27 protein-coding genes are annotated in these 25,561 nt (G+C 65.0%); 13 read left to right on the forward strand and 14 right to left on the reverse strand.

What is annotated here, in order from left to right:
• Nucleotides 1-29: 29 nt before the first annotated feature.
• Complete coding sequence (locus XH84_RS28395; protein ID WP_128919436.1) at nucleotides 30-1,274, forward strand: threonine ammonia-lyase; 1,245 nt, start codon at nucleotides 30-32, stop codon at nucleotides 1,272-1,274.
• A gap of 22 nt (nucleotides 1,275-1,296) precedes the next feature.
• On the opposite strand, the gene XH84_RS28400 is transcribed toward XH84_RS28395, so the two are convergent.
• Entirely contained in the window at nucleotides 1,297-2,850 is a 1,554-nt protein-coding gene (locus tag XH84_RS28400; RefSeq protein ID WP_128919437.1) for a winged helix-turn-helix domain-containing protein, read from the reverse strand.
• A gap of 127 nt (nucleotides 2,851-2,977) precedes the next feature.
• On the opposite strand from XH84_RS28400, the gene XH84_RS28405 reads away from it, so the two are divergent.
• Nucleotides 2,978-3,439 (forward strand): cupin domain-containing protein, encoded by a 462-nt coding sequence (locus tag XH84_RS28405; RefSeq protein ID WP_128919438.1) that lies wholly within the window; start codon nucleotides 2,978-2,980, stop codon nucleotides 3,437-3,439.
• Nucleotides 3,440-3,499: 60 nt separating this feature from the next.
• Here the strand turns inward: XH84_RS28405 and XH84_RS28410 are convergent, their stop codons facing one another.
• The 7 genes from XH84_RS28410 to XH84_RS28440 form a co-directional block, all read right to left on the reverse strand.
• Nucleotides 3,500-4,678: an aminotransferase class V-fold PLP-dependent enzyme gene (locus XH84_RS28410; protein WP_128919439.1), complete on the reverse strand. Its 1,179-nt coding sequence runs from the start codon at nucleotides 4,676-4,678 to the stop codon at nucleotides 3,500-3,502.
• A 77-nt stretch (nucleotides 4,679-4,755) separates the two neighbouring features.
• On the reverse strand, nucleotides 4,756-5,310 hold the full coding sequence (locus XH84_RS28415; protein WP_128919502.1) for a CAP domain-containing protein: 555 nt from the start codon (nucleotides 5,308-5,310) through the stop codon (nucleotides 4,756-4,758).
• An 83-nt stretch (nucleotides 5,311-5,393) separates the two neighbouring features.
• Complete coding sequence (locus tag XH84_RS28420) at nucleotides 5,394-6,488, reverse strand: AMP-binding enzyme (protein WP_128919440.1); 1,095 nt, start codon at nucleotides 6,486-6,488, stop codon at nucleotides 5,394-5,396.
• Nucleotides 6,489-6,495: 7 nt separating this feature from the next.
• Nucleotides 6,496-7,923, reverse strand: coding sequence for a methylenetetrahydrofolate--tRNA-(uracil(54)-C(5))-methyltransferase (FADH(2)-oxidizing) TrmFO (gene trmFO, locus XH84_RS28425; protein ID WP_128919441.1), 1,428 nt, complete (start codon nucleotides 7,921-7,923; stop codon nucleotides 6,496-6,498).
• A gap of 128 nt (nucleotides 7,924-8,051) precedes the next feature.
• Nucleotides 8,052-8,204 carry a DUF1127 domain-containing protein gene (locus XH84_RS28430; RefSeq protein WP_007590701.1) on the reverse strand — a complete coding sequence of 51 codons (153 nt, stop codon included), beginning with the start codon at nucleotides 8,202-8,204 and terminating at the stop codon, nucleotides 8,052-8,054.
• 468 nt (nucleotides 8,205-8,672) lie between these two features.
• Nucleotides 8,673-9,497 carry a lytic murein transglycosylase gene (locus tag XH84_RS28435; protein ID WP_128919442.1) on the reverse strand — a complete coding sequence of 275 codons (825 nt, stop codon included), beginning with the start codon at nucleotides 9,495-9,497 and terminating at the stop codon, nucleotides 8,673-8,675.
• Nucleotides 9,498-9,626: 129 nt separating this feature from the next.
• Nucleotides 9,627-10,535 (reverse strand): DUF2189 domain-containing protein, encoded by a 909-nt coding sequence (locus XH84_RS28440; RefSeq protein WP_128919443.1) that lies wholly within the window; start codon nucleotides 10,533-10,535, stop codon nucleotides 9,627-9,629.
• Between the two features lie 335 nt (nucleotides 10,536-10,870).
• On the opposite strand from XH84_RS28440, the gene XH84_RS28445 reads away from it, so the two are divergent.
• Nucleotides 10,871-11,275 (forward strand): DUF3597 domain-containing protein, encoded by a 405-nt coding sequence (locus tag XH84_RS28445; RefSeq protein WP_128919444.1) that lies wholly within the window; start codon nucleotides 10,871-10,873, stop codon nucleotides 11,273-11,275.
• Between the two features lie 52 nt (nucleotides 11,276-11,327).
• Here the strand turns inward: XH84_RS28445 and XH84_RS28450 are convergent, their stop codons facing one another.
• Nucleotides 11,328-11,603, reverse strand: a complete 276-nt coding sequence (locus tag XH84_RS28450; protein ID WP_128919445.1) for a GNAT family N-acetyltransferase — start codon at nucleotides 11,601-11,603, stop codon at nucleotides 11,328-11,330.
• 103 nt (nucleotides 11,604-11,706) lie between these two features.
• On the opposite strand from XH84_RS28450, the gene XH84_RS28455 reads away from it, so the two are divergent.
• Together XH84_RS28455 and XH84_RS28460 are read left to right on the forward strand one after the other, a co-directional pair.
• Nucleotides 11,707-12,636, forward strand: coding sequence for a tetratricopeptide repeat protein (locus XH84_RS28455; protein ID WP_128919446.1), 930 nt, complete (start codon nucleotides 11,707-11,709; stop codon nucleotides 12,634-12,636).
• A 198-nt stretch (nucleotides 12,637-12,834) separates the two neighbouring features.
• Nucleotides 12,835-13,230 (forward strand): SPW repeat domain-containing protein, encoded by a 396-nt coding sequence (locus XH84_RS28460; RefSeq protein ID WP_128919447.1) that lies wholly within the window; start codon nucleotides 12,835-12,837, stop codon nucleotides 13,228-13,230.
• Nucleotides 13,231-13,279: 49 nt separating this feature from the next.
• Here the strand turns inward: XH84_RS28460 and XH84_RS28465 are convergent, their stop codons facing one another.
• Together XH84_RS28465 and XH84_RS28470 are read right to left on the reverse strand one after the other, a co-directional pair.
• Nucleotides 13,280-13,555 carry a GNAT family N-acetyltransferase gene (locus tag XH84_RS28465; RefSeq protein WP_128919503.1) on the reverse strand — a complete coding sequence of 92 codons (276 nt, stop codon included), beginning with the start codon at nucleotides 13,553-13,555 and terminating at the stop codon, nucleotides 13,280-13,282.
• An 87-nt stretch (nucleotides 13,556-13,642) separates the two neighbouring features.
• Nucleotides 13,643-14,002 carry a hypothetical protein gene (locus XH84_RS28470; protein ID WP_128919448.1) on the reverse strand — a complete coding sequence of 120 codons (360 nt, stop codon included), beginning with the start codon at nucleotides 14,000-14,002 and terminating at the stop codon, nucleotides 13,643-13,645.
• Nucleotides 14,003-14,108: 106 nt separating this feature from the next.
• Between XH84_RS28470 and XH84_RS28475 the strand changes: the two genes are divergently transcribed.
• From XH84_RS28475 to XH84_RS28505, 6 genes are all read left to right on the forward strand, one after another.
• A complete protein-coding gene (locus tag XH84_RS28475) occupies nucleotides 14,109-14,591 on the forward strand; it encodes a hypothetical protein (protein WP_245471880.1) in 483 nt (160 codons plus the stop codon).
• A 105-nt stretch (nucleotides 14,592-14,696) separates the two neighbouring features.
• Nucleotides 14,697-16,304: an acyl-CoA synthetase gene (locus XH84_RS28480; RefSeq protein ID WP_128919450.1), complete on the forward strand. Its 1,608-nt coding sequence runs from the start codon at nucleotides 14,697-14,699 to the stop codon at nucleotides 16,302-16,304.
• A 9-nt stretch (nucleotides 16,305-16,313) separates the two neighbouring features.
• Nucleotides 16,314-17,174 (forward strand): PCC domain-containing protein, encoded by an 861-nt coding sequence (locus tag XH84_RS28485; protein WP_128919451.1) that lies wholly within the window; start codon nucleotides 16,314-16,316, stop codon nucleotides 17,172-17,174.
• Nucleotides 17,175-17,282: 108 nt separating this feature from the next.
• Nucleotides 17,283-18,050, forward strand: a complete 768-nt coding sequence (locus tag XH84_RS28490; RefSeq protein ID WP_128919452.1) for an AAA family ATPase — start codon at nucleotides 17,283-17,285, stop codon at nucleotides 18,048-18,050.
• Between the two features lie 1,071 nt (nucleotides 18,051-19,121).
• On the forward strand, nucleotides 19,122-19,700 hold the full coding sequence (locus XH84_RS28500; RefSeq protein WP_128919453.1) for an SRPBCC family protein: 579 nt from the start codon (nucleotides 19,122-19,124) through the stop codon (nucleotides 19,698-19,700).
• Nucleotides 19,701-19,702: 2 nt separating this feature from the next.
• Nucleotides 19,703-20,656, forward strand: coding sequence for a YVTN family beta-propeller repeat protein (locus tag XH84_RS28505; protein ID WP_128919454.1), 954 nt, complete (start codon nucleotides 19,703-19,705; stop codon nucleotides 20,654-20,656).
• Between the two features lie 109 nt (nucleotides 20,657-20,765).
• Here the strand turns inward: XH84_RS28505 and XH84_RS28510 are convergent, their stop codons facing one another.
• Nucleotides 20,766-21,407: an HAD-IA family hydrolase gene (locus XH84_RS28510; protein ID WP_128919455.1), complete on the reverse strand. Its 642-nt coding sequence runs from the start codon at nucleotides 21,405-21,407 to the stop codon at nucleotides 20,766-20,768.
• A gap of 69 nt (nucleotides 21,408-21,476) precedes the next feature.
• Between XH84_RS28510 and XH84_RS28515 the strand changes: the two genes are divergently transcribed.
• Entirely contained in the window at nucleotides 21,477-21,698 is a 222-nt protein-coding gene (locus tag XH84_RS28515) for a DUF433 domain-containing protein (protein ID WP_128919456.1), read from the forward strand.
• 51 nt (nucleotides 21,699-21,749) lie between these two features.
• The gene (locus XH84_RS28520; RefSeq protein ID WP_283811974.1) at nucleotides 21,750-22,052 is read left to right on the forward strand and encodes a DUF5615 family PIN-like protein; all 303 of its coding nucleotides are present in this window, start codon (nucleotides 21,750-21,752) and stop codon (nucleotides 22,050-22,052) included.
• Between the two features lie 25 nt (nucleotides 22,053-22,077).
• Here the strand turns inward: XH84_RS28520 and XH84_RS28525 are convergent, their stop codons facing one another.
• Nucleotides 22,078-22,401, reverse strand: a complete 324-nt coding sequence (locus tag XH84_RS28525) for a hypothetical protein (RefSeq protein WP_128919457.1) — start codon at nucleotides 22,399-22,401, stop codon at nucleotides 22,078-22,080.
• Nucleotides 22,402-22,458: 57 nt separating this feature from the next.
• Nucleotides 22,459-25,434: an excinuclease ABC subunit UvrA gene (gene uvrA, locus XH84_RS28530; RefSeq protein ID WP_128919458.1), complete on the reverse strand. Its 2,976-nt coding sequence runs from the start codon at nucleotides 25,432-25,434 to the stop codon at nucleotides 22,459-22,461.
• Nucleotides 25,435-25,561 lie beyond the last annotated feature (127 nt).

Consider the following 25,561-nt stretch of genomic DNA (forward strand, 5'->3'; position numbering starts at 1 on the left):
TCGAACCGCCGGATGCTCTATGCTGTCCCATGGCTGAGTTGTCCCAAACCACATCGCCCGATCTCAGCGGCTTTCCGGTCGCACCTGGTGACATTCATGCTGCCGCCGACACCATTCGCGGCGCCGTCGTCGAGACCCCCTGCAGCTACAGCCGCACGCTGAGCAGCATCTGCGGCTGCGAGATCTGGCTCAAATTCGAGAACCTTCAGTTCACCTCCTCCTTCAAGGAGCGCGGCGCGCTCAACCGCCTCACCGCGCTGACACCGGAGGAGCGTGCGCGCGGCGTCATCGCCATGTCCGCCGGAAACCACGCGCAGGGCGTCGCCTACCACGCCAAGCGGCTCGGCATTCCCGCCACCATCGTCATGCCGGTTGGCACGCCCATGGTGAAGGTCGAAAACACCAGGCATCACGGTGCGGAAGTGGTCGTCACCGGCGCGACGCTGGAGGAGGCGGCCGCGTTCGCGCGTAGCCACGGCGAAGCCAAGGGCATGATCTTCGTCCACCCTTACGACGATCCGCTCGTGATTGCGGGGCAGGGCACCGTCGGCCTGGAGATGATGAGAGCGGTGCCGGAGCTCGATACGCTGGTCGTGCCGATCGGTGGCGGTGGCCTGATCAGCGGCATCGCCATCGCCGCGAAATCGATCAAGCCGTCACTGCGAATCCTCGGCGTCGAGGCCTGGCTCTATCCCTCGATGTACAACGCCATCCATGACGGCAACCTGCCGGCGCGCGGCGATACGCTCGCCGAAGGCATCGCGGTGAAATCGCCCGGCAAGATCACCACCGAGATCGTGCGCCGCCTCGTCGACGACATTGCGCTGGTGAACGAAGCCGAGCTCGAGCGCGCGGTCGCGACCCTGATCTCGATCGAGAAGACGGTGGTCGAGGGCGCCGGCGCCGCCGGCCTTGCCGCGCTGATGTCCGATCCGACCCGCTTTGCCGGCCAGAAGGTCGGTCTCGTCCTGAGCGGCGGCAACATCGACACGCGGCTGATCGCATCCGTCCTCACGCGCGAGCTCGCGCGCGAAGGGCGGCTGACCCAGCTCTCGCTCGATATCCCTGACAGACCCGGGCAGTTGGCGGCGGTGGCCGCACTGCTCGCCGAAGCCGGCGCCAACATCATCGAAGTTTCGCACCAGCGGACCTTTTCCGACCTGCCGGCCAAGGCGACGCTGCTGCAGCTCGTCATCGAGACCCGCGATGCCGCGCATCTCGACGAGGTGATGGCCAGGCTCAGCGCATCCGGATTGAGCGCGCGCTGCACGTGAGTGGCCCGCTGAAACGCCAGCGCTATTCCGGAAGGCCTGCAACGCGCAGGGCATCGCCAAGCGAGGAGGCGAGCGCCGGCGCGCAATTGACGCCCTGAAATTGGCGGCCATAGCGAAACGTCGGGTGTAGCTCCAGCACCCGCGCGGCTGCCGCCTTCGCCTCCTGCAGTCGTCCAAGCTTTGCCAGCGCCGCAGCCAATTGCACATAGGTGATGCTGTGGCGAGGATTGGCCTGAACCGAGCGGTAAGCGGCGCGGCACGCCTCCTCATATCGGCCGCGATGGAAGTGCCCGAGAGCCTGGGCGTCGAATGCGGCGAAAGCCCAGGGATCGAACGGGCTGAGCCGCAGGCCTTGTTCGCTCCATTCGATGGCGCGGTCGGAATCTCCGCCCCAGCCAAGCACGACGCTGCCGAGGATGTAGGTCAGCGCCGATGATGGGCTGATGGCGAGCGCAGCCTCGAACGCGGTGAATGCTGCGGAGCGATCGTGCCCGTCCATGCCGATCGAAAAACCCGCCAGCGTGAGGGCAAGCGCATCATCCTGGCCATGAGCGATCGCCGAGCGCGCGTGGCGGATCGAGGCCTCGCGATTGGCCTCATGCAAACCGGCTCGAAGAAACAAGCAATGATGGCACATCGCCGCATTGCCGTGCGCGAGCGCGTACGCAGGTTCGAGCGCGATCGCACGTTCGAGCAGCACGAGCGCCTGGGTGACTTGAGCCGGCATGCCGGAATCGACGTCCGGCTGAGCGCGCAGGACGAGATCATAGGCGTCCATGCTGTCCGGCCTCTTGCGCTTGACCCTGTTGATCTCGGCGCGCCGCAGGCTGGGCGCGATGGCGCCGACGGTCGACAATGCGATGTCATCCTGGAGGGCGAAGACGTCCTCGGACCGGCGGTCAAATCGCTCGGCCCATACGTGCACTCCAGTCGACGCGTCGATCAACTGGCCGGTGATGCGGACCATTGTGCCTGTCTTGCGGACGCTGCCTTCCAGCACGTAGCGTACGCCAAGCTCGCGGCCGACCTGCTTCACGTCCACCGCGCGGCCTTTGTAGGCGAAGGTGGAATTCCGCGCGATCACGAACAGCCAATTGATGCGTGAGAGTCCGGTGATGATGTCATCGACCATGCCGTCGGCAAAATAGTCCTGGTCCACATCGCCGCTCAGGTTCGTGAAGGGCAGCACTGCGATCGACGGCCTGTCGGGCAAAGTCAGCAACGGCGCTTGCAGTGTTGCAGTTGCGCGATCCGGATCGGACGTCGTCACGGTGGGGCCGACATAGCGATAGCCGCGGCGCGGCAGCGTTTCGATCCAATGCGCCTCGCCGGAGATGTCGGCCAGCATGCGCCGCACCGCCGCGATCTGGACGGTGAGATTGCTGTCCTCGATGGCCTGGGCGGGCCAGGCCGCCTCGATCAAGGCATCTTTCGAAACCGGCACACCAGCTTGCCGGACGAGGAGGGCCAGAAGCAGCACGGCGCGCTGGCCGAGCCCGGTCGGCTCAGCACCGTGGAACAGGATCCCCGCCTCGCCATCGAGCCGAAAGGGACCAAATTCAAGGATCGCGGCCATTGCCGAAGAAGGGCACATTTCGCAGGTTTTTTGCAATGTTTTCCGAGCCGTTTCACGACTTTCCAGCTGGACTGGACCACCATCGCGAGAGCGGTGAGGAGCGCTGCAACAAGCGATGGAGGGATACATGACCGCGAAACACGTCATCCGCAGGCCCGGCGAGACCAAGGGGGTCATGCTGCGCGGCGAGCCAATGGCCTTCCTGGTGACCGGCGGGGACACCAGGCATACCAGCATGTTCGACTGGACGATTCCGGCAGGATTCGCCACCGGCCGGCACGTTCATCGTGCGCAGGAAGAGACCTTCTACATGTTAGAGGGCGAATGTGAATGGCACGTCGGGGAGGAGGTTGTCCGAGCAACTCCAGGGACCTTCCTCTTCATTCCTCCGGGCGTAGCTCACAACATCACCAACGTGAGCGAGAAGCCCGCGCGCGTGCTTATGACCGTATCGCCGCCGGGACACGAGCATTACTTCGAGGAACTGGCCAAACTGACGGCAAGCGGACCGCCGGATGCGAAGGCCATCAGCGAGCTACGCGCCCGCTTTGATACCGACCAACTCTCGGCATTGACGACAACGGCTTGAGGCAGACGGCGCGATGGCGGACCGACTTCACGGTCGGTCCGGCGCGCCGGCTTGCGTTGGCTACCGCGGTGCCAAGCCCGCCAGATGCGCGATCAGCCGGTCGATCTCGGCTTCCGTATTGTAATAATGCGGTGATGCCCGCACGATATGCGGCAATGCGCGAAGCTCGGCATCGATGCGCGTGCTCGACGGATCTGAATCTCCGATCGCGATGCCGGCTGAAGCGGCGCTGGCGACAATCGCGTCCGCCTCGTGCCCGTCCATCGTGAAGCTGACAATGGCGCCCGGCGCGCGTCCGAGGTCGCGAATGGTGATGCCGGGAAGGGTCGCAAGGCCGCTGCGAAGGCGGCCGGCGAGCATGCGGCAGCGTTGTTCGATCGGGGCAATGCCGATCTCGAGCGCGTAGTCGACAGCCGCGCCCAACCCCAGCCGGGCCGCGTAATTGTTCTCCCAGGTCTCGAAGCGGCGGGCATCGTCCCGAAGTTGATAGGCGTCTCGCGAGACCCAGGGGGCGGCAAAATGGTCGATCATCGGCGGCTCGAGTTTCTGCAGCAGCGCCCGGCGGACGTAGAGAAAGCCGGTGCCGCGCGGGCCGCGCAGGAATTTGCGACCCGTGGCCGAGAGCATGTCGCAGCCGATGGCCTTGACGTCGACGTCCATCTGGCCGACCGCCTGGCAGGCGTCGAGCAGATAGGCAATGCCGTGCGCCCGCGCGATCTTGCCGATCGCCGCTGCCGGATTGACCAGCCCGCCATTGGTTGGAACCCAGGTGATCGCAATCAGTTTCACCCGCTCATCGATCATCCGTTCGATCGCGTCGACGTCGAGCTCGCCGCTGGCATCGCTCGGCACCACGTCGATGATCGCGCCGGTTCGTTTGGCGACCTGAAGGAAGGCGACATAATTGGCGGCGTATTCCGCCTCGGCGGTCAGGATCCGGTCGCCCTTGCGGAACGGCAGCGAATAGAAAGCCATCTGCCAGGCAACCGTCGCGTTCTCCACCAGCGCGATCTCGTCGGGCGCGGCATTCAGCAGACGCGCCACCGAGTCATAGACCGCGTCGAGCCGGTCGGCTTCGAGATCGGCGGCCGCATAGCCGCCGATCTCGCATTCCAGATCGATGTGCCCCTTCATCGCCGCGACAACCGGCGCCGGCATCAGGGCAGAGCCTGCGTTGTGGAGATATGCGAGCCGGGCGGCAGCTGGCGTGTCGGCGCGTATTCGGTCGAGGTCGATCACTGACGCCCTCCGCTTCTTGCGATCTGGTCCATGAATTAGGCGCATTGCCGAGCGCGAGCAAGATCGCCTGCTTGGCCTCAGATACAGAGGCTGAGCAGCTTGATGTGACAGCTGCTTGACTTTGGCTTGCTCGCGGGCGCGGCCTCGCGTTTCACGGCGACGACGGGCTCCTTGTCTTTCTTCTTGCCCTTGCCCTTCGGCTCGTAATCGCCCGCGATCACCATGGCCCAATAGGTGCGCTTGCCGCTGGCATTCTTGGCGCTGGCGATGCCGACGCGGGAGGCGTTGTGCAGCAACAGGTTCTTGCGGTGCCCGGACGAGTCGATCCACTGTCCGAGCGTCTTCTCGAAATTGTCGTAGCCGTAGGCGATGTTCTCGGCGGCGCGGCCCGCGCCGGCCGGCGCGACGCGGCGGTTGAAGGGGCCGAGTGCATCGTGGCTGAGGTCGTCCTTGGCGGCCATCGCGCGGGCCTGGTCCATGGCGATGCGGTCGAGAGTGGCATCGCGGACGACGCGGACTTCACCGTGCTTGAGGCGGAAGCTGGAGATCAGCTCGGCCGGCGAGTCCGCCATCGCAGGCGCAGCCATGAGCAGCAGGAAGCCCGCGACCAGGCCGCCCACGACACGACACATCATCATCCCCCGAATGCCCATGATCCCGCCACGCCCGAATGATCCGATCGCTTCTCTGTCGCCAATGTGGACGCTTCAAGGCGCTAGCTTGCCGGCAGGTCCGCCTCGAAGTTGAAGCGGTCGCGCAGGTTTTTCCGCTGTTCCAGGATGTCCTTGAGGAAGGCGCGGTCCTGGTCGTTCTTCATCATCGGCTCGATCAAGTCGAGTTGGTTCATGGCAACCAGTTGCAGGATCTCAGTCCGCGGCTTGCCGCTGGTGTCGCGCGGCAGCGCGTGCACGACCTGGATGTGTTCCGGCGGCTTCGGGCCCTTGGCGGCGGCGAGCTCGTTCCGCAGCTCGCCCTCGAGTGCGGTCTGATCGGCTTCGACGAAGGCGTAGAGCCCGACGCCGGAGCGGCGGTCGGCAAAGGCGACGATGGCGGTGTCGCGCACGGCCGGATTCTTGCGGATCAACGCGGTCAGCACCGGGGCATCATTGACCAGCCGGCGGCCGCCGCCTTCGCGATCGGTGAAGTTGAACAGGCCGCGCGTGATCGCTCGATAGACCTTCTTGCCGGTGGCGAGCCAGAGGCTCGCCGCGAACGACTTCTTGGCGAGGATCTTTCGCTCGCGGGGCGTCAGCGCTTCCGGAGCATAGGAGCGCTTGTGCTTGAGCAGGTGCCGAAGATCTTCGTACGCGAGGATGCGATAGAGCCGGCCGCGGCGGTCGAAGCAGGCCGCGAGCTGGAAGTCGGTCACATAGGCGCGGCCGTCGCGGCCGACCAGCCAGTTCTGCTCCTTGGCGAGATCGTTGTGGCAGATGCCGGCGCGGCGCAGCCGGCGTAGCATCGCTTTGGCCGAACGGAAATAAGCGAGGTCGTCATGGGGCTTTGCCAGATGCAGCGCCGCGCCGTCGACGAATCCGCGCACCAGCGCGCGCTGTCCGGCCCAGAGCAGCTCGGGGCCGACATCGAGGCCTTTGGCGCGCGCCAGAGCGTGCTTCTCGCGGGCGAACAGATGCCGCGCCAGCAGGAACGACCACCACGGCACTTCGTCGAGCCGGCGCAGCACGGCGTCGACCTCGCCGGTCCCGCTCCGAAAGCGGCCGCGCTCGACGGTCGAGAACACATCGCGCTTGAGCAGCACGCCCTCGGTCCAGCGCGCCGACAGCTCTGCCGCGTCGTCTTTCGGGAGGCTCATCGAAAGCTCACGCGGCCGCGGCAATGTGCAGGTGATCGGCGATCCAGCGATCGAGATCGGCGAGCGCCCGTGCGCTCAGCGCCTGCTTCTTGGCCACCGTTTTCTCGTTGCCGCGCAGGCGCGTGCCGTCGGGCTTCTTGGTCGGCACGGTCGCGAGCGGCGGGAATAGGCCGAAATTGATGTTCATCGGCTGGAACGAGCGTGTGCCCGGCTCGATGGTCTCGATATGGCCGCCGGTGATGTGGCCGAGCAGCGATCCGAGCGCCGTCGTGCCCGGCGGGCTGACAAGCATCTCGCCGCGCGCGTCCGCTGCGGCATAGAGACCGGCGATCAACCCGACGCTGGCCGATTCCACATAGCCCTCGCAGCCCGTCATCTGGCCGGCAAAGCGCAGCCGCGGCTGGGCACGCAGGCGCAACTGACTGTCGAGCAGTTTTGGCGAGTTCAGGAAGGTGTTGCGATGCAGGCCGCCGAGGCGGGCGAATTCGGCGTTCTCCAGTCCCGGAATGGTGCGGAAGATGCGCTGCTGCTCGCCGTATTTCAGCTTCGTCTGGAAGCCGACGATGTTGTAGAGCGTGCCGAGCTTGTTGTCCTGGCGCAGCTGCACGATCGCGTAGGCCTTGGTGACGGGATCATGCGGGTTGGTGAGACCGACCGGCTTCATGGGACCGTGGCGCAGCGTCTCCGGGCCGCGCTCCGCCATCACCTCGATCGGCAGGCAGCCGTCGAAATAGGGCGTGTTGGTCTCCCACTCCTTGAACTCGGTCTTCTCACCCGCGATCAGCGCGGCGACAAAGCCGTCATACTGCTCCTTGGTCATGGGACAGTTGATGTAGTCGGCGCCAGTGCCTCCAGGGCCGACCTTGTCGTAGCGCGACTGGAACCAGGCCACCGACATGTCGATGGACTCGCGGTGCACGATCGGTGCGATCGCGTCGAAGAAGGCGAGCGCGTTCTCGTCGGTCAGCGCGCGGATGGCCTCGGCCAATGGAGCGGAGGTGAGGGGACCGGTGGCAACGATCACGTTGCTCCACTCGGCGGGCGGCAGGCCTGAAACCTCGCCGCGGGCGATCTCGATCAGGGGATGGTCGTTGAGAGCCTTGGTCACCGCCGCCGAGAAGCCGTCGCGGTCGACTGCGAGCGCGCCGCCGGCAGGCACCTGGTTGGCGTCGGCCGCGCGCATGATCAGAGAATCGAGCCGGCGCATCTCCGCATGCAGCAGGCCGACGGCGTTGTTGGCGGCATCGTCCGAGCGGAACGAATTGGAGCAGACGAGCTCGGCGAGCCCGTCGGTGCGGTGCGCCTCTGTCATGCGGGTCGGCCGCATCTCATGCAGCACCACGGGCACGCCGGCTTTGGCCACCTGCCAGGCGGCTTCCGAGCCGGCGAGGCCGGCGCCGATTACGTGCACGATGTTCGATTGGGGTCCTGTCATGGGGCGGACAGGTAGCGCTTTTCGGTGAAGAGTGGAATCGCCGAGATCGAGTTTTCTGCCATCAGAAACGACAACGCCCGCACGGAGCGGGCGCTATCGGGTTCGTTCCGGTGGAGGGCTGAACGATATCAGCCCTGATACTGACCGGCGGCAACGCGCGGGATGTCCGAGCGATCGAGGCCGATATCGGCCAGTTCGCGATCGCTGAGCTGGGACAGCTCGGCAACATTGCGCTGATAGTCCCGGAAGGCCTGGATCATGCGGATGAGCGAGAGCAGCATAGGTAGTCTCCTGTAGTTCGATTCAGCCCTTGCCCGGGCCTCATCGTTGAAATGAATATAGTTGAGGGTGGTGCAGTGCGAAAGTTCCGATGTTGCGATGCAGCTAAGCGATGGACGCATAACGGAGGTAACGGACGATTAACCGGAAGGCGCTCCTGTCCGAAGCTTGCACCAAGGGATCGAAGTCTGTCGAGAAACATCCGTGAAATCACGGAGTTAAGGATGCTCCATTGATCTCGATCATCACGGAAATAAGTTGCCTGCAAGGACCCGGCCAGCCCAGTGAATAGCTTCCTGACCCAAGTCTTGCCTGCGTGAGTCGCATAGGTAAAATGAATCAATATTCAATTTATGAGATGAGTCGAGGCATGCCTCGGCTCAGGCCGGTCAGGCGCGCAGGTATTGGCAAGGGAAGCATGCGCAGTGGGCAGCCAGGATGATTCTGGACAGAACCCGGCCCGATAAGGCTTAAGGAGCGCGCGCGAGCTGGGTGGCGAAATAGGCGACGGTCTTGGAATAGACCTCGCTCTTGTTCCACTGCTTGAGCACCTCGAAATTCGGACTGCCAGGCTGCCAGTCCTTGCCCTTCTGCCAGCCATAGCCGGCGAGATAATTGGCGGTGGAGGCGAGCACATCGGGCGCGTTGTGCAGGAGATCGCGCTTACCGTTGCCGTCGAAGTCGACGGCGTATTTCATCCAGGATGACGGCATGAACTGGGTCTGGCCAAGCTCACCGGCCCAGGCGCCCTTCATCTCTGCTGGCGTAAGATCGCCGCGCTGGACGATGCGCAGCGCATCCATCAGCTCGGCGCGAAACTGCTCGGCGCGACGACAATCATAGGCCAGCGTCGCGAGCGAGCGGATCGTGGTGAACTTTCCGGTGTTGACGCCGAAATCCGTCTCCAGGCCCCAGATCGCGACCAGCACCTCGCCGGGAACGCCATAGGCCTGCTCGATGCGCGACAGCACGGAGCCGTATTGCTTCATCATGTTGGAGCCGCGCTGCAGGCGCGGCGGCACCATCCGGCCGGAAAACTCCTCAAAGGTCTGGGTGAAGACCTTTTGCGAGCGGTCGCGGTTGAGCACGCTCTGATCCAGCGTCACGCCGGCAAGACCCGACGCAATGGCCTGTTGTGAGATGCCCTTGGCCGCAGCGTCGGTTTTGAAGTCCGCGAGCCAGGCATCGAAATTACCCGAGCCGCAGGCAACCGCGGCGGACGCTGGCTGGGCGGAGAGGATTGACGCGGAGAGGGCGAAGGCTGCGAGAGCGAGACGAGAAATCGTCGAGGTCATTCGAGTCAATGAATTCCGTGAAGCGATCTGGCCGGCGCGCGCAATCTCGATCGGAACCGCGGCCAAAGCAAGGCGTGCGACAGGGGCGATCCTGCCCGAGCCGGGGCAGGATCGCATGTCACGATATCGTCAGGCGTCCGTCCTGTTCCGCCAGGGGAAGAGGTTGGCCGGGAAGTCAGCGGCCGGCTTGCGCGGACGATGCGGCGGGGGCGGCACCGGACGTGCGCCGGGCTCTGAGACGATCACCTTGCGGTAGAGATGCCAGGTGGCATGGCCGAGCAGGGGGATCACCACGGCGAGGCCGAGGAAGGCCGGAATGGTGCCGAGCGCGAGCAGCACCGCGACGATCAGGCCCCAGGCCGCCATCGGCACGGGGTTCCTCGCGACGACGCGCAGCGACGTGCTCATCGCTTCGAACGCACCGGCATGGCGGTCCAGCATCAGCGGGAATGATACGACACTGAGGCAGAGCGCGGCGAGCGCGAACAGGAAGCCGGTGCCGCAACCGACCACGATCAGCCACCAGCCTTGCTGCGTCGTCAGCACGCGCGTCACGAAGTCCGAAATGCCGGTCACGCCCTCATACCCGAACGCCGCGACGTAGATCGCCTGCGCGGTTGCAACCCAGGTCACGAACAGAGCGAGCAGCAAGGCGCCGAGGCCGAGCATCGCGCCGAACGAAGGTGAGCGCAGCACCTCCATGGCATCCCAGGCACTGGCTTCTTCATAGCGTTCGCGCCGGCTGGAAAGCTCGTAGAGACCGAGCGCCGCGAACGGGCCGATCAGCGCGAAGCCGGCGGCCAGCGGAAACAGCAGCGGCAGCACCGAATAGCCCATCACCACGCGGGCGAGCACGAGGCCGAGCACCGGGTAGATCACGCAGAGGATGATGGCGTGGCTCGGAACGGCCTTGAAATCTTCCCAGCCGCGCCGGAGCGCATCGTGCAGATCGGACAGTTGGATGGTTCGGATCACGGGTCCAGCCGCATCTGCGGTCCGGCCCATCGTGGGGACATTGCCCTGGTAGAGTGTGGCCATGGTCGCTAGCTCCCTTGCCGAGCGGCCGAATCCGGCGCCGGCAAACGGCGCGAGCGGCCGCCATTCTTGAGTTTCACGATTCCGACCAGGCGCGAATTCCGGAAGGCATCGCGAGCTGAACGCAAAGCGTACGCCCATTTCCGAGTCCTGTCCCTCACGCTTGGGTGAAATTCGATGCCGCAGCGCAACTTCGGTGGCGTCATTCGGTCGTCATTTCGCCGCAGATAAGCTGATGCTGCGTGTCGGCTCGCAGAACTTCGCGGGTGCTACGCAGTGACTTGGTCTATAAGTGCCACTCAAGGCCCTTCCAACGGATCCTTTTTCGGGGAGCAGATATGAGCATTTTCGGGAAAATCATGAGCGCGATCTTCGGTAGCCAGCCGGCTTCCGCCGCGCCCACCGGTGGCACAGCGCCGGGCAGCGCGCCCGCAGGGGCCGCGCCGGGCGCGTCATCCGCCCCCGCTGCGGCATCGATGGCGTCTGTTGACGTGGCCGCGATCGTCGACAAGGCGGTGGCCGCGCACAAGGGCGAGAAGCTGGAATGGCGCACCTCGATCGTCGACCTGATGAAGGCGCTCGACATCGATTCCAGCCTTGCCGCGCGCAAGGACCTTGCCAGGGAGCTCGGCTATACCGGGGACATGAACGACTCCGCCAGCATGAACGTCTGGCTGCACAAGCAGGTGATGTCCAAGCTCGCCGCCAATGGCGGCAAGCTGCCGCCCGAAATTAAGCACTGACCGAACGCCGGTCGTGCCGGAAGGGCCCGCGGTCTCGCGGGCCCTTTTGCTTTCAGGCGACCAGATCCGCATCCTCCGGATGCCGGTCGAGATAGTCGACGACGAAGCCGCAGCCGGCGATCACCTTCCTGCCGTCGCGCCGGATCAGATTCAATGCGCCCTTGACCAGCTCGGAACCGATGCCGCGGCCGCGCAGCGCGCGCGGCGTCTCGGTATGGGTGATGATGACTGCCGTCGGGGTCAGCCGGTAATTGGCGAAGGCGACGTCGCTGCCGACATCGAGCTCGAAGCGGCTCCTGTCCTTGTTGTCCCGTACCGATGCGGCCATGCAAGATCCTTCCGACGTGCTGCTTCTCTCTGATCTAGACGCCTGAACCGGTGCTTGCCAAGGTGCGACCAAGGGAGGTTGCCGCAGGGGAGATATCCGTAAAATGCGTGTCCCGCTCAGTCTCATGGCGTTGCTTGCTGCGCTGATCTCGACGGCGCCGGCTGCGGCCGAAGGCGGTCCCGCCTGGGATGCGTGCGTGGCGCTGACCAGCACGCCCGACCAGCGGGTCAAGGCCTGCTCCAGCGTCATCGATACGAAGAGCGAGAGCGGCCGCAGGCTCGCCGGCGCCTATTGCAACCGCGGCCATGGTCTTACCGAGAAGCGCGAGCTCGATGCCGCGCTGTCCGATCTCGACGAAGCGGTCAGGCTCGCTCCAGACTATGCCTGCCCCTACAACAATCGCGGCCGCGTCTATTCGTTCAAGCGCGACTACGACCGGGCCATTGCCGATTACGACCAGGCCATCAAGCTCGATCCATCGCTAGGACTGGTCTACAACAATCGCGGCGAATCCCGGTTCAACAAGGGCGACCTCGACGGCGCCTTGGCCGACTTCGATGCGGCGATCAAGCGTGACCCCAACTACGCCATGGCCTATGGCAATCGCGGCCTGGTGTCTTACCGCAAGCACGACATGGCGCATGCCATCACCGACTACACGATGCGGATCAAGCTTGCGCCCGATCTGCTCGCCTATATCGATCGCGGCAACGTCTACCGTGACAGCGAGCAGCTCGACCGTGCCGCCGCCGACTATGGCGAGGCCATCCGCCTCGCGCCGACCGACGCACGCGGCTGGCGCAATCGCGGTATGATCCGCCTCTTCCAGGGCGACAACAAGGGCGGCCTTTCGGACTACGACAAGGCGTTGCAATACGATCCCTCGGATGTGTTCTCGTGGAATAACCGCGGACAGGCCCGCTTGCGGCTCGGCGACAAGCAGGGCGCGATCGCCGATTTCAGGAAGGCGCTGGAGTTGAAGCCCGGCTTGTCGTCCGCGCAGGAATCGCTGCGGAAGCTCGGGGCGCTGTAGCCGCAGTGCGGTATGAGTTCACGACCCGCGAACATTGCGCGGACATCGAAATAATCCTCAATCCCGCTCTTGCGCGGCCGCCGGCGGTTCCCACGTCCTCTACAGGACACACGTCCGAATGCGGCCGGCAGGGTCGCGAGACATTCGGAAGTCGTGATTGCCAGCCGCCGACGTGTGCCTCTGTCATAGGAGGGTACGATGTCGGACTTTGGTTTCTTGAATACTCATCGAACATGGGAAGATTGGTGCGGGATGCTGCTCGGCGCGGCGATTGTGGCTTCGCCATGGTTTCCCATCCAGGATCCAGCGGTCAACGCGCACCAGACGATGATCTTGAATACGGTTGCAATCGGTCTGGTCGTCTTTGGCATCAGCCAGCTTGAATATGTCGCCTTGCAGCGTTGGCAGGAGGTGACGACGATCCTGATCGGGCTGTGGCTCATCGCCTCGCCCTACGTCATGGGCTATTCCGGTGACGGCTTTCTCCGCGTCTATCACACGGGCCTCGGCGCCGTGCTCGTGCTGCTCGGCGTGCTGCAACTGTGGCAGGACTGGGACCTGACCGACCAGGACATGCTCAGGCACGGGCAATAGGCCGTAGATATCGGCAGGCCCGCCGGCTGCATGCGGCGGGCCTGTGTTCCTATCTCGCCACGAGATCCTGATAGTCCGCGTGCTTCTCGACCCACGCTTTCACGAACGGACATTGCGGGATCAGCTTCAATCCGGCACTGCGGACCTGGTCGAGCGCGCCTTGCACCAGCTTCGAGCCGACGCCCTTGCCGCCGAGTTCTTTCGGCACGTCGGTGTGCTCGAAGGTGATCACGTTGCCGTCGAGCTTGTAATGTTCGGTCGCAAGATGGCCGTCGACCTCCAGCTCGAAGTGGCGATGGGCCTTGTTGTCGATAACGTCGCTCATGTCGTCGATCTTCCAGCCGTTGGCCTCGCGCACGACTTCGTAACGCACGATTGGGTCGGCAGGTTTCAGCTGTGACTGCGGTTCACGTCAATCGGCGGCTTTGGCCAGCCTGGAATCTTCGGGCTGTTGCGGCGGGCGCAGGCACCCCTGGCAGATGACCAGGGAGCGGTTGAGCCTGGCATCCTGCTCGGCCTCGCTGCCGTCCTGCGCCTGCCACCATTCCTTCGACTGGGACTGCAGCTCGACTTGCGACCTGTTGCGCTCGGATCGGGCCGCCGCGCGCGTTGGTTGCGAGGCCGCATGCGGCCGATTGGGATCCTCGCCGGCGCCATCCCAGGCATAACGTGCAGGCTTGAAGGCGGGATCGGGCGCCAGGTGCGCCTGAGGACCCACAGCACATCCGGCGAGCGCCAGCGACAACAGGAGGAAGGCGGACGCTTTGACCATGATGCGACACTCTGTACGCAAGAACTCAGCGAGGGTGCGCCGATCATGTTTAAAATTCCCTGAACGATTGCGGTTACAGAAGCGACCAACGCCCATGCGCCATCCGATGCTTCTGCTTGTTCTGGTCGCCTCCGCCGCGTGGGCCGAGGATGCGAAGCCGTTCAATCCGTCCGACTATCCCCCCGGCGTGCAGACGGCGCTGCGCTATGCCAATGAGGAATGCACCAGCCAGGACGGTGGCGAGGTGAGCTTCGCGCCCGATACGGTGCGCCAGATCGACCTGACCGGCGACGGCCGCGACGACTACATCGTCGATTTCAGCGAGACCAAATGCGGTGGCCGCGAGACCACCTATTGCGGAACCGGCGGCTGCGTCATGAACATCCTGGTGACGCTGCCGGACGGCAGCGTACGCAAGGTGTTCGACGGCTATGTCCGCAGCTACACGATCATGCCGCCGGCAGTGAAGCGCGGAGCCGCGCGCATTCGCTTCGATCTGCATGGCAGCTTTTGCGGCGGCTTTGGCCCGCAGGCCTGCGTCAAGCAGAAGACCATCACGGCGACGCCGTTTGCGTTCAAGCAGCCGTAGGGCAGGTGTGCGGCCGGCGGCCTTGCAGAGGCGCCGGCGATGGCGATAAATGGGTCGCAATGAGCGGGCGGCCAGCGCGCCGTTCGCCCTCGAAGAGGAAGCCCCATGCAGCCCTTGCGCATGTCCCGTCGCGTCATGAATCTCGCTCATATGCTGACCCAGAATGCGCGGCGGCATGGGTCACGTCCCGGCTTCATTTGGGGAGACAAATCCTGGACCTGGCGGCAGATCGATGCGCGGGTCTCGGCGCTGGCCGCAGCGCTCGCTGCGCGCGGCATTGCCAAGGGTGACCGCATCCTCGTCCATTCCAAGAATGGCGACGAGATGTTCTTTTCGATGTTCGCCGCGTTCCGGCTCGGCGCGGTCTGGGTGCCCACCAATTTCCGTCTGATGCCGGACGAGGTGACTTATCTCGCAGAAGCCTCCGGGGCGAAGGCGTTTCTGTGCCATGTCGATTTTCCCGAACACGCGGCGGCCGTGAAGGGCGGTGCGCTGGAGTTCACCTGGAGCCTCGACGGCAAGGGCGCGTTCGGCGAGACGTCCGTTGCTGAGGCCATCGCCTCGCGAGGCGGAGAGGAGGTCCAGAACGTCGCCGTCGAGCACGATGATCCCTGCTGGTTCTTCTTTACCTCGGGTACCACCGGTCGGTCCAAGGCCGCGGTGCTGACCCACGGCCAGATGGGATTTGTCGTCACCAACCATCTCGCCGATCTCACACCCGGCGTCACCGAGCACGACGCCTCGCTGGTGGTGGCGCCGCTCTCGCATGGCGCCGGCGTGCATCAGCTGGTGCAGACCGCGCGCGGCGTCTGCACCGTTTTGCTGCCGACGGAGAAGTTCGACATCGACGAGGCGTTCCGCCTGATCGAAAGGCATCGGGTCGCCAATCTCTTCACCGTGCCGACGATCCTCAAGATGATGGTCGAGCATCCCGCAATCGACAAATACGATCATTCCTCGCTGCGTCACGTGATCTATGCGGGTGCGCCGATGTATCGCGAGGACCAGAAGACCGCGCTGAAGAAGCTCGGCAAGGTCATCGTGCAGTATTTTGGCCTCGGCGAGGTCACCGGCAACATCACCGTGCTGCCGGCGGCGCTGCACGACGCTGAGGATAGTCCGCATGCCAGGATCGGCACCTGCGGCTTCGAGCGCACGGCCATGCAGGTCTCGATCCAGGACGACGAGGGCCGCGAGCTTGCGGCCAACCAGAGCGGCGAGATCTGCGTGATTGGGCCTGCGGTACTCGCGGGCTATTACGACAATCCCGAAGCCAATGCGAAGGCGTTCCGCAACGGCTGGTTTCGCACCGGCGATCTCGGCCACATGGACGAGGAGGGATTCGTCTACATCACGGGCCGCGCCTCCGACATGTACATCTCCGGCGGCTCCAACATCTATCCGCGCGAGATCGAGGAGAAGATTTTGACGCATCCCGCCGTTGGCGAGGTTGCCGTGCTCGGCGTACCCGATGCGACCTGGGGCGAGGTCGGCGTTGCCGTCTGCGTGGCGCGCGAAGGCGAGAAGCCGGTGAGCGAGGCCGAGATGGCGGCGTTCCTCGGCCCGAAGGTGCCGCGCTACAAGATGCCGAAGCGGTTCTTCTTCTGGGAGGCTTTGCCGAAATCCGGCTATGGCAAGGTGCCGAAACGCATGGTGCGCGACGAGCTCGAGGCCCGCGGCCTGCTCGATCTCGACAAGACGAAGGCAGGCTGAGCGCAGGTGATGCGGAATATCAAGCAGCCGGGCGTGCCGCTCGTAGAACGCATCCAATGGGTGGAGGCGAGGGGACGCGCTTTCTCCTTCACGCTTGAGGCAGGCGTACCGCTGCTCGAGGCCGCGCGACGCGGTTTTGCGGCCGTGGGTTTTACGAGCGGCGTGCTCAACTTCCGGCACGGCGCGCTCGGCCCGTTCGCCTATGTCATGCCGGCGCTGTCGAAGACCGGCGAGAACGCGGCGTTCTACAGCGAGACCTTCCGGCCCGCTGGCGTTACGCGCACAAAGCTCGGCAGCATGACGCTCGGCATGCGCGAGGGGGCGCCGTTCTTTCACTGCCATGGGCTGTGGACGGAGGCGGACGGCAAGGCCAGCGGCGGCCACATGCTGCCGGACGAGACTGTCGTCGCCGAACCGTTCGAGGTCGACGCATTCGGTATCGACGGTGCGGTGTTCACCGCCGAGCCCGATCCCGAGACCAATTTCAAGCTGTTTGGGCCGGTGGCGGCTGCGAGCACCGGCGCGCGCACCACGAGCCGCGCGTTTGCGCTGCGGCTGCGGCCGAACCAGGATTTTGCTGGCGCGCTCGAAGAGTTTTGCCGCGCGCACGGCATCGCGCGGGCGAAGATCCATGGCGGCGTCGGCTCGACCATCGGCGCCCGCTTCACTCACGGCGGGGTGACCGAGCCGTTTGCGACCGAGCTTGCGGCGACGGCCGGTCTGATCGCGCCCGGGCCCTCCGGCACGCTCGAAGCTGCGCTCGATGTCGCGCTGATCGACTACACCGGCGGCCTCGCCGAGGGGCGCCTCGTCCGCGGCGACAATCCAGTGCTGATGACCATGGAGCTGGTGTTGGAGGTTTTGGGTTAGGGGGCGACCGGGGCTTGCGCCGGGAGCTACCTGCCGCTTGCGTGGCATCATTGTTCTCGCTACGTTCCGGTCTGGAATGCCGGTGGCGAAACGGACGGAGAGGCGGCTATGGGCCGGCGGGGTCATCGCACGATCAACCTGCCGGCGCCGTATCTGAAGCGGGTCTGGCTCGACCCGTTGCAGGTGGGTGATCGCGAGGCCTATCCGTTTTGCCTGCCCATCTTCCCGGATGATTTCGAGCTGAGCTTCGACGCCGCCATCACGATCATCGTCGGAGAGAACGGCACCGGGAAGTCGACGATCCTCGAAGGCATCGCAGCGCTCGCCGGCTACGACGATGCTGGCGGCGGCAAGGGCTACATGCCAGTCGATCACTCCGAGGCGCGCGAGAAGATGGGCGGCCAACTCGCCAAGGCACTGCGCGCAAGCTGGCTGCCGAAGATCACCCATGGCTGGTTTTTTCGCGCCGAGAGCTTCTTCTCGGTCGCACGGTATCTTGACAAGGCCGCGCGCGACGCCGGCCAGGTCGGTCCGGACTTCCTGTCGCACTCCCACGGCGAAGGCTTCCTGCGCTTCTTCGAGGAGCGCTGTCAGCGCCAGGGCATCTTCATCTTCGACGAGCCGGAATCGGCGCTGTCGCCGGCACGCCAGATCGAGTTCTTGAAGCTGCTGCGGCGCATGGAAGACTCCCGCATCTGCCAGGTGATCATGGCGACCCATGCGCCTCTGCTGATGGCTTACCCGAATGCGCGGCTGCTGCGGCTCGGGAAATACGGCCTGGAGCCTGTTACGGTGGAGCAGACCGATCATTACCGGGTGATGCGGGAGTTCTGCGACGATCCGCGTGGGTTCGTGGAGGCGACGCTGGGGGAGTGATCGAAGGCGCGACCGACTCTCGCGCTTTCCGTCGTCATTGCGAGCGCAGCGAAGCAATCCAGAATCTTTTCGCGGCGACAGTCTGGATTGCCTCGCTGCGCTCGCAATGACGGAGTACGAAGCGGCACCGTCTTCCGCTCTCGTGTCCCGGACAAGCTGCAACGCGCATAGCGCGTCGAAGACGCGCGTAAACGCGCTTATGGCGTTGCGGCGCAGAGCCGGGACCCAGCGGCCGAGCAACGCGCTGCTGCATGGGCCCCGGCTCTGCAGCGCATCGCCGAAGGGGCGCTGCACTGCGTCCGGGGCACGAGAGCGAATTCATCTTTCCGCTCGAAACTCAATCGCACGCGCGGTTTCGCGTTCTCGCGGCATGATCTGCCCGAGCTTTTGCTTCAGTTGCGGCCCTCAAAAGTGCCGAGGGCGCAGGGAAGGCCGGGTGCCGGCTGGCACCCGCGGTCCACTGTGCGAAAGCGTGTGCTTAAGGAAGCTGCACAGCGGCATACAGGTGAAGCCAAACATCCGGCCTTCCCTGCGCAGTGGGTTTACGGCTTGCTCTCCCCGGGGAGCGATGCACTATTGCCCCCGTCGCCCCTGCGGATGGCTGATGCGCGCGCCCGGTTGGGCCGCAGCATCACCGCCAGACTTGGCGCACAGACCCCGGGCGCCAGGACCACACGATTTTGCCGTACGCAGGCTGCACCGGTCGTGTCCGCGCAGGGAGCTGCTCACGGTGTGACCCGCCCTGCAGTCACCGTCGCGGCAACGCAGCCTGCGTCCACCACGTCCCACCCCGCATGTCGTGACGATCGCGATACGCCCCTCGGCCGGGCTGGGATGGGTGTCATATACGATAATCCGAACTTCTGATAAAGAGAAATATTTTGGCCCGATGGCGTTGACCTGCACCTGGGGTGTTTTGCCCGCCGGGCCCCGCAACAGGTTGTGGGTCGTGCCGCGTGCCGCCGCAACGGCGCCACGAACCGGTCTCCCCTCGGCCCCAAAATGCGCTAGGATGGCCGGGAGCGCGCGTCCCAAGTCGCGCGCCATCAACGAGACGCATGAGGAAACGAGATGAGGGTGACGATTGGACGGCGCACGGCTGTGGCTGCGGTGCTGACTGCCGCAGGAGCGGCGGCTTTGACGGTGGCTTTTGCGCCGGCTTTTTCACCGGCCTGGGCGCATGGGCCGACCCGGCAGAAGGTGCGGGAATCCATCGAGATCAACGCGCCGCAGGACAAGGTCTGGGCCGCGATCCGCAACTTTCAGGACATGAGCTGGCTTCCGCCCGTCACCAAGACCACGGGCGAGAAGGGCAACGAGGTCGGCGCGACGCGGCAGCTGACGCTGACGGGCGGGGCGACGGTCGACGAGGAGCTCTACAAATACGAGCCCGACATGATGAGCTATTCGTACCGGATCACCAAGGTCGACGTGAAGGTGTTGCCGGTGACCAATTATTCCTCGACCTTGACGGTGTCGCCGGCTCCCGACGGCAAGTCGAAGCTGGAATGGGCCGGCGCGTTCTACCGCGGCTTTCCCAACAACGATCCGCCGCCGGAGCTGAGCGACGAGGCCGCCAAGACCGCGGTGAGCGGTCTCTACAAGACCGGCCTCGAGGCGCTGAAGAAGAAGATCGAGAGCGGTAGCTGATCGTGCGGATGCTGGTTCTGGCGGCGCTCGCCGCCAGCCTTTGTCATGCCAGCCTCGGCAGCGCCGCTGCCGAGGAGGCGTTCGTCACCAACCAGCTCAGCGACGATCTGATGGTGGTGGATCTCGCGACCTCGCGGAGCGTCGCGACCATTCCGATCGGCGGCAAGCCGGCGGGCGTGGCCGTCAGCGCGGACGGCCGCTTTGCCTATGTGACGAGCCCGGACGCCAAGGCGGTGACGGTGGTGGACGCCGCCACGCGCCAGGTCGCAGGCCGCATCGAGGTCGGCGGCGGGCCGCTCGGTATTGCCGTCGCCCCCGATGGCAAGACGGTCTATGTCGCGGACTGGTACGCGGCGGCGGTGCGGGTGATCGATGCAGCCTCGCGCAGCGTCACCGCCAGCATCGCGGTCGGCGCCTCGCCATCGGGCCTTGCGGTGACGCCTGACGGCAAGCTGCTGCTCTCGGCGGACCGCGACGACGACAGCGTCTCGGTCGTCGACACCGCAACACACCAGCGCAAGGTGACGATCAAGGTCGGCACCCGCCCATTCGGCGTCACCATCGACGCCAAGGGCAAGCGCGCCTATACCGCCAATGTCGGCTCCGACGACGTCTCGGTGATCGACATTGCAGAAGGGCGCGAGATCGGCCGCGTGAAGGTCGGCATGCGGCCCTATGCGGTGGCGCTGACACAAGGCCGCGGCTTCGTCACCGACCAATATGGCGGCACCGTCAGCGTGTTCGATATTGCGAGCCTGAAGCCGATCAAGCGCATCAATGTCGGCGACTATCCGGAAGGGATCAACGCCACCGCCGACGGCAAGCGCGTCATCGTCGCGTGCTGGGAGAGCAACACGCTCGATATCATCGATGCGGTGGAGCTGAAGGTGATCGGCGAGGTCAAGACCGGCGACGGCCCAAGGGCGTTCGGGATGTTTTTGCGCAGGACGGAGTAGGGGATGTGTAGGGTGGGTTAGCGAAGCGTAACCCACCACTTCTCTGTCTGCGTGGAAAGCAAAGAGGCGGGTTACGCCGAGCAGATGCGCGCTTTGCGCATCTGCAGGGCTAACCCACCCTACGATTACGGCACACCGCGTCCGCAATCTCATCCATCCGCTCGAACACATGCTCCGGCGCCCGCGCCCGCAGCGCCGCCGGCGCCGCATAACCCCAGCATACAGCGCCGCAGGCAATTCCCACCGCGCGCGCCGCCTCGATGTCGCGGACCTCGTCGCCGATGGCGATGACCTGGCCCGGCTCCACGCCGGCGCGGCGGACGACACGGCGGAATTTCGCGGGCTTGCCGAACAGCGATGCCGCGCAGTCGAAATGCGCAAACAGCGCGGTCGCCTCGCCAAGCTTCTCGCGCGCATTGGCCTCGCTGTCGGACGTCACCAGCGCCAGCTGCACGCCGTTCTCCGCGAGCGTCCGCAGCATCGCCTCGACGCCCGCAAACAGCGAGATCTCAGCTGCTGCCTCCGCCTTCAGCCGCCGCGCATGCCGCGCGATCGCCGGCAGCTTCCACAAGGGCACTTCGAGCTGGCTCAGGATCTCGCGCGTCGACGCATGCCGCAGGCCCTCGATGTCCTCATCAGCGACGCGACGAAAGTCGAAGCGATCGGCGATGTCGTTGACGGTGCGCAGGAACCACGGAAAGCTGTCGGCCAGCGTGCCGTCGAGGTCGAAGATGGCGAGGGCGTAGGGCATGGAGCCGGTTGCAGTTCGCTGACAAGCGGGATGTGGCGTGCTATCATTGGGCAGAATTCGAGGAGAGCCATGCGGCACGAGCGGATTGAAATCAACCCGGCGATCATGGACGGCAAGCCCGTGATCCGCGGGACGCGCGTGCCGGTCGAATTGGTGTTGCGCGAACTGGGCGCGGGTATGACCACCGAGGCCATCATCGCTGAGCACCCGCGGCTTACGCCCGATGATATTCGGGCGGCGCAAGCGTTCGCGGCCGACTATTTGGCCGACGAAGACATCATTTATCGCTGAATCGAGTTCTGGCTCGCGGACGAGTGCGTCACAGCCTCCTTGGTGCGGTAACTGCGCGGCGCTGGTCATGACGTGCTCTACATCGCCGAATTTGCGGCGAGCCTGAGTGACGTGGAAGTCATGGCTCTGGCGTCCCGGGAAGGACGGCTTCTCCTCACAGCTGATAAGGATTTCGGCGAGCTTGTCTTTCGTCGCAGCCAAACCGTTCCAGGCCTGATCTTACTTCGTATCGATCCGGACAACGCGCAACTGGTGCGGGTGCGGCTTCTGGAGGCCGTTGGTCAGTTCGGTCAGGGACTCTTCGGCCGCTACGTCGTAATTGACGAGGTTCGCTTCCGGTCCCGCCCTTTGTAGGGTCGCATCTGCACCAGGAAGCGAGTCACCGCAACTTGCGGACGTGAACATTGACGTCGATATCGATGCTGCTGACGCAAGTCTGAGTGGTCCGGTGGGACGCGCCCTCGTGCCAGCGGCCGCCCCGCGCGCGGGCGTCGCTGACGTTCGCCAGCCTTAGGCATCGCCATTGTGGCAGACAGCCACTGCTATCGCCAGCGAACTGCCAGGCCAGCACGGCCTCCTCGCCGCGCTTGTTGGTGCCGATGATATGCGGACAGAGCTCGCGATAACGACCCTCGTAAACACAGATCACCTGCTGCTCGGCGAGAATGGCGTTGCGGAAGAGTGTGTAGTTTCGGCTGGGCATCGCGGACACTCAAAGGCTTGTTCCCCCAAAACCCCCGCAGATGAGATGGATGAATCTCTACTCCGCCGCCTCGCTCGTGCTCCGTCGCTTCGGCTTCCGCGCCTTCTTCAGCACCGGCTCCAGGAACTTGCCCGTGTAGCTCCTTGGCGCTTTCGCAATATCCTCCGGCGGGCCCCACGCCACGATCTCGCCGCCGCCGTCGCCGCCTTCGGGGCCGAGGTCGATGACCCAGTCGGCGGTCTTGATGACTTCGAGATTGTGCTCGATGACGACCACGGTGTTGCCCTGCGCCACCAGCTCGTGCAGCACCTCTAGCAGCTTCTTGACGTCGTGGAAGTGCAGGCCGGTGGTCGGCTCGTCCAGGATATAGAGCGTGCGACCGGTGGCGCGCTTGGACAGCTCCTTGGCCAGCTTGACGCGCTGGGCTTCGCCGCCCGAGAGCGTGGTGGCCTGCTGGCCGACATGGATGTAGTCGAGCCCGACGCGGTGCAGGGTCTGGAAGGTTTCGCGCACGCGCGGCACCGCCTTGAAGAAGTCGGCGGCTTCCTCGACCGTCATGTCGAGCACGTCGGCGATGCTCTTGCCCTTGAACAGCACCTCCAGCGTCTCGCGGTTGTAGCGCTTGCCCTTGCAGACGTCGCAGGTGACGTAGACGTCGGGTAGGAAGTGCATCTCGATCTTGATGACGCCGTCGCCCTGGCAGGCCTCGCAGCGGCCGCCCTTGACGTTGAAGGAGAAGCGGCCGGGCTCGTAGCCGCGCGCCTTGGACTCGGGCAGGCCGGCGAACCATTCCCGGATCGGCGTGAAGGCGCCGGTATAGGTCGCTGGATTCGAGCGCGGGGTGCGGCCGATCGGCGACTGGTCGATGTCGATGATCTTGTCGATGTGCTCGAGGCCCTCGATGCGGTCGTGCGGGGCGGCGCCTTCGCTGGCATTGTTCAGCTTGCGCGCGATGGCGCGGTACAGGGTGTCGATCAAGAGCGTCGACTTGCCGCCGCCGGAGACGCCGGTGACGCAGGTGAACAGGCCGAGCGGAATTTCCGCCGTGACGTTCTTGAGGTTATTGCCGCGCGCGTTGACCACCTTGATGGTGCGGCGATGGTTCGGTGGACGCCGCTCCGGCACCTCGACCTCGAGCTCGCCGGTGAGATATTTGCCGGTCAGCGATTTCGGGTTGCGCATGATCTCGGCGGGCGTGCCTTCGGCGACGATGTGGCCGCCATGCATGCCGGCGCCGGGGCCGATATCGAGTACGTAGTCGGCAAGCCGAATGGCGTCCTCGTCATGCTCGACCACGACCACGGTGTTGCCGAGGTCGCGTAGCCGCTTGAGGGTGTCGAGCAGGCGGGCGTTGTCGCGCTGGTGTAGGCCGATCGAGGGCTCGTCCAGCACGTAGAGCACGCCCGTCAGGCCCGAGCCGATCTGGGAGGCCAGGCGGATGCGCTGGCTCTCGCCGCCGGACAGCGTGCCGGAGGAGCGGGAGAGGGTGAGGTAGTTGAGGCCGACGTCGAGCAGGAAGGTGAGGCGCTCGCGGATCTCTTTCAGGATGCGGCCGGCGATCTCGTTCTGCTGCGCGTTGAGCGCGTCGGGCACGGTCTCAAACCATTCGCCGGCCTTCCTGACCGACAGCTCCGAGATCTCGCCGATATGCTTGGCCCCGATCTTGACGCAGAGCGCCTCGGGCTTGAGGCGGAAGCCCTTGCACGCCTCGCAGGGCACGTCGTGGAAGTATTTCGCCAGCTCCTCGCGGGCCCACTCGCTTTCGGTCTCGCGGTAGCGGCGGTTGATGTTGGTGATGACGCCTTCGAACGGCTTCTTGGTATCGTAGGAGCGCACCCCGTCCTCGTAGGAGAACTTGATTTCGTCCTCGCCGGAGCCATGCAGGATCGCGTCTTTCGTCTTCTTGGGCAGGTCCTTCCACTTGGTGGTCAGCGTGAACTTGTAGTGCTTGCCGAGCGCGGTCAGCGTCTGCACGTAATAGGGTGAGGACGACTTGGCCCAGGGCGCGATGGCGCCCTTGCCGATGGCGAGCTCCTTGTCGGGAATGACGAGGTCCTCGTCGACATGCTGCTCGACGCCGAGGCCGCCGCAGGCGGGGCAGGCGCCGTAGGGGTTGTTGAAGGAGAACAGGCGCGGCTCGACCTCGGGGATCGTGAAGCCGGAGACCGGGCAGGCGAACTTTTCCGAGAACAGCATGCGCTCGGGGCCGCTCTTGTCGTGGATCTTGGCGGTCTTCTTCTTCTCTTCAGTAGGAGCTGCCGCGGGCGCATCGGCGAATTCGACGACGGCGAGGCCTTCGGCGAGCTTCAGCGCGGTCTCGAAGCTTTCGGCGAGGCGCTGGCCGATGTCGGCGCGCACGACGATGCGGTCGACGACGACGTCGATGTCATGCGGGAATTTCTTGTCCAGTGTCGGCGCTTCCGCGAGCTCGTGGAAGGTGCCGTCGATCTTGACGCGCTGAAAGCCCTTCTTGAGCCATTCGGCGAGCTCCTTGCGGTACTCGCCCTTGCGGCCGCGCACGACAGGGGCGAGCAGATAGAGGCGGGTGCCTTCGGGCAGCGCCAGCACGCGGTCGACCATCTGCGAGACGGTCTGGCTCTCGATCGGCAGGCCCGTGGCCGGCGAATAGGGCACGCCGACGCGCGCCCAGAGCAGGCGCATGTAGTCGTAGATCTCGGTGACGGTGCCGACGGTCGAGCGCGGATTCTTCGACGTCGTCTTCTGCTCGATCGAGATCGCCGGCGACAGGCCGTCGATCTGGTCGACGTCGGGCTTCTGCATCATCTCCAGGAACTGGCGCGCATAGGCCGACAGCGATTCGACGTAGCGGCGCTGGCCCTCGGCGTAGATGGTGTCGAAGGCGAGCGAGGATTTGCCGGAGCCGGAGAGGCCGGTGAACACCACGAGCTTGTCGCGGGGAATCTCGACGTCGATGTTCTTGAGGTTGTGCTCGCGCGCGCCACGGATCGTAATTGCGCGCAGGCTGGAGCCCGCGTTCTGTTGTTGGCGCTTCGCCTTGATCACTTCATCCATCCGAGTTGCCCTCAAGGAAGCCCATGGGTGCGCGACCGCGCCAGCAAAACAGGCGCGCTTCGCCCGGGACCGGATCGGCGCCAATGGGTATGGCAGCGAACGTAGGAAGAACGGAGACGGATTTCCA

This window comes from Bradyrhizobium nanningense, assembly GCF_004114535.1.
Lineage (GTDB): Bacteria > Pseudomonadota > Alphaproteobacteria > Rhizobiales > Xanthobacteraceae > Bradyrhizobium > Bradyrhizobium nanningense.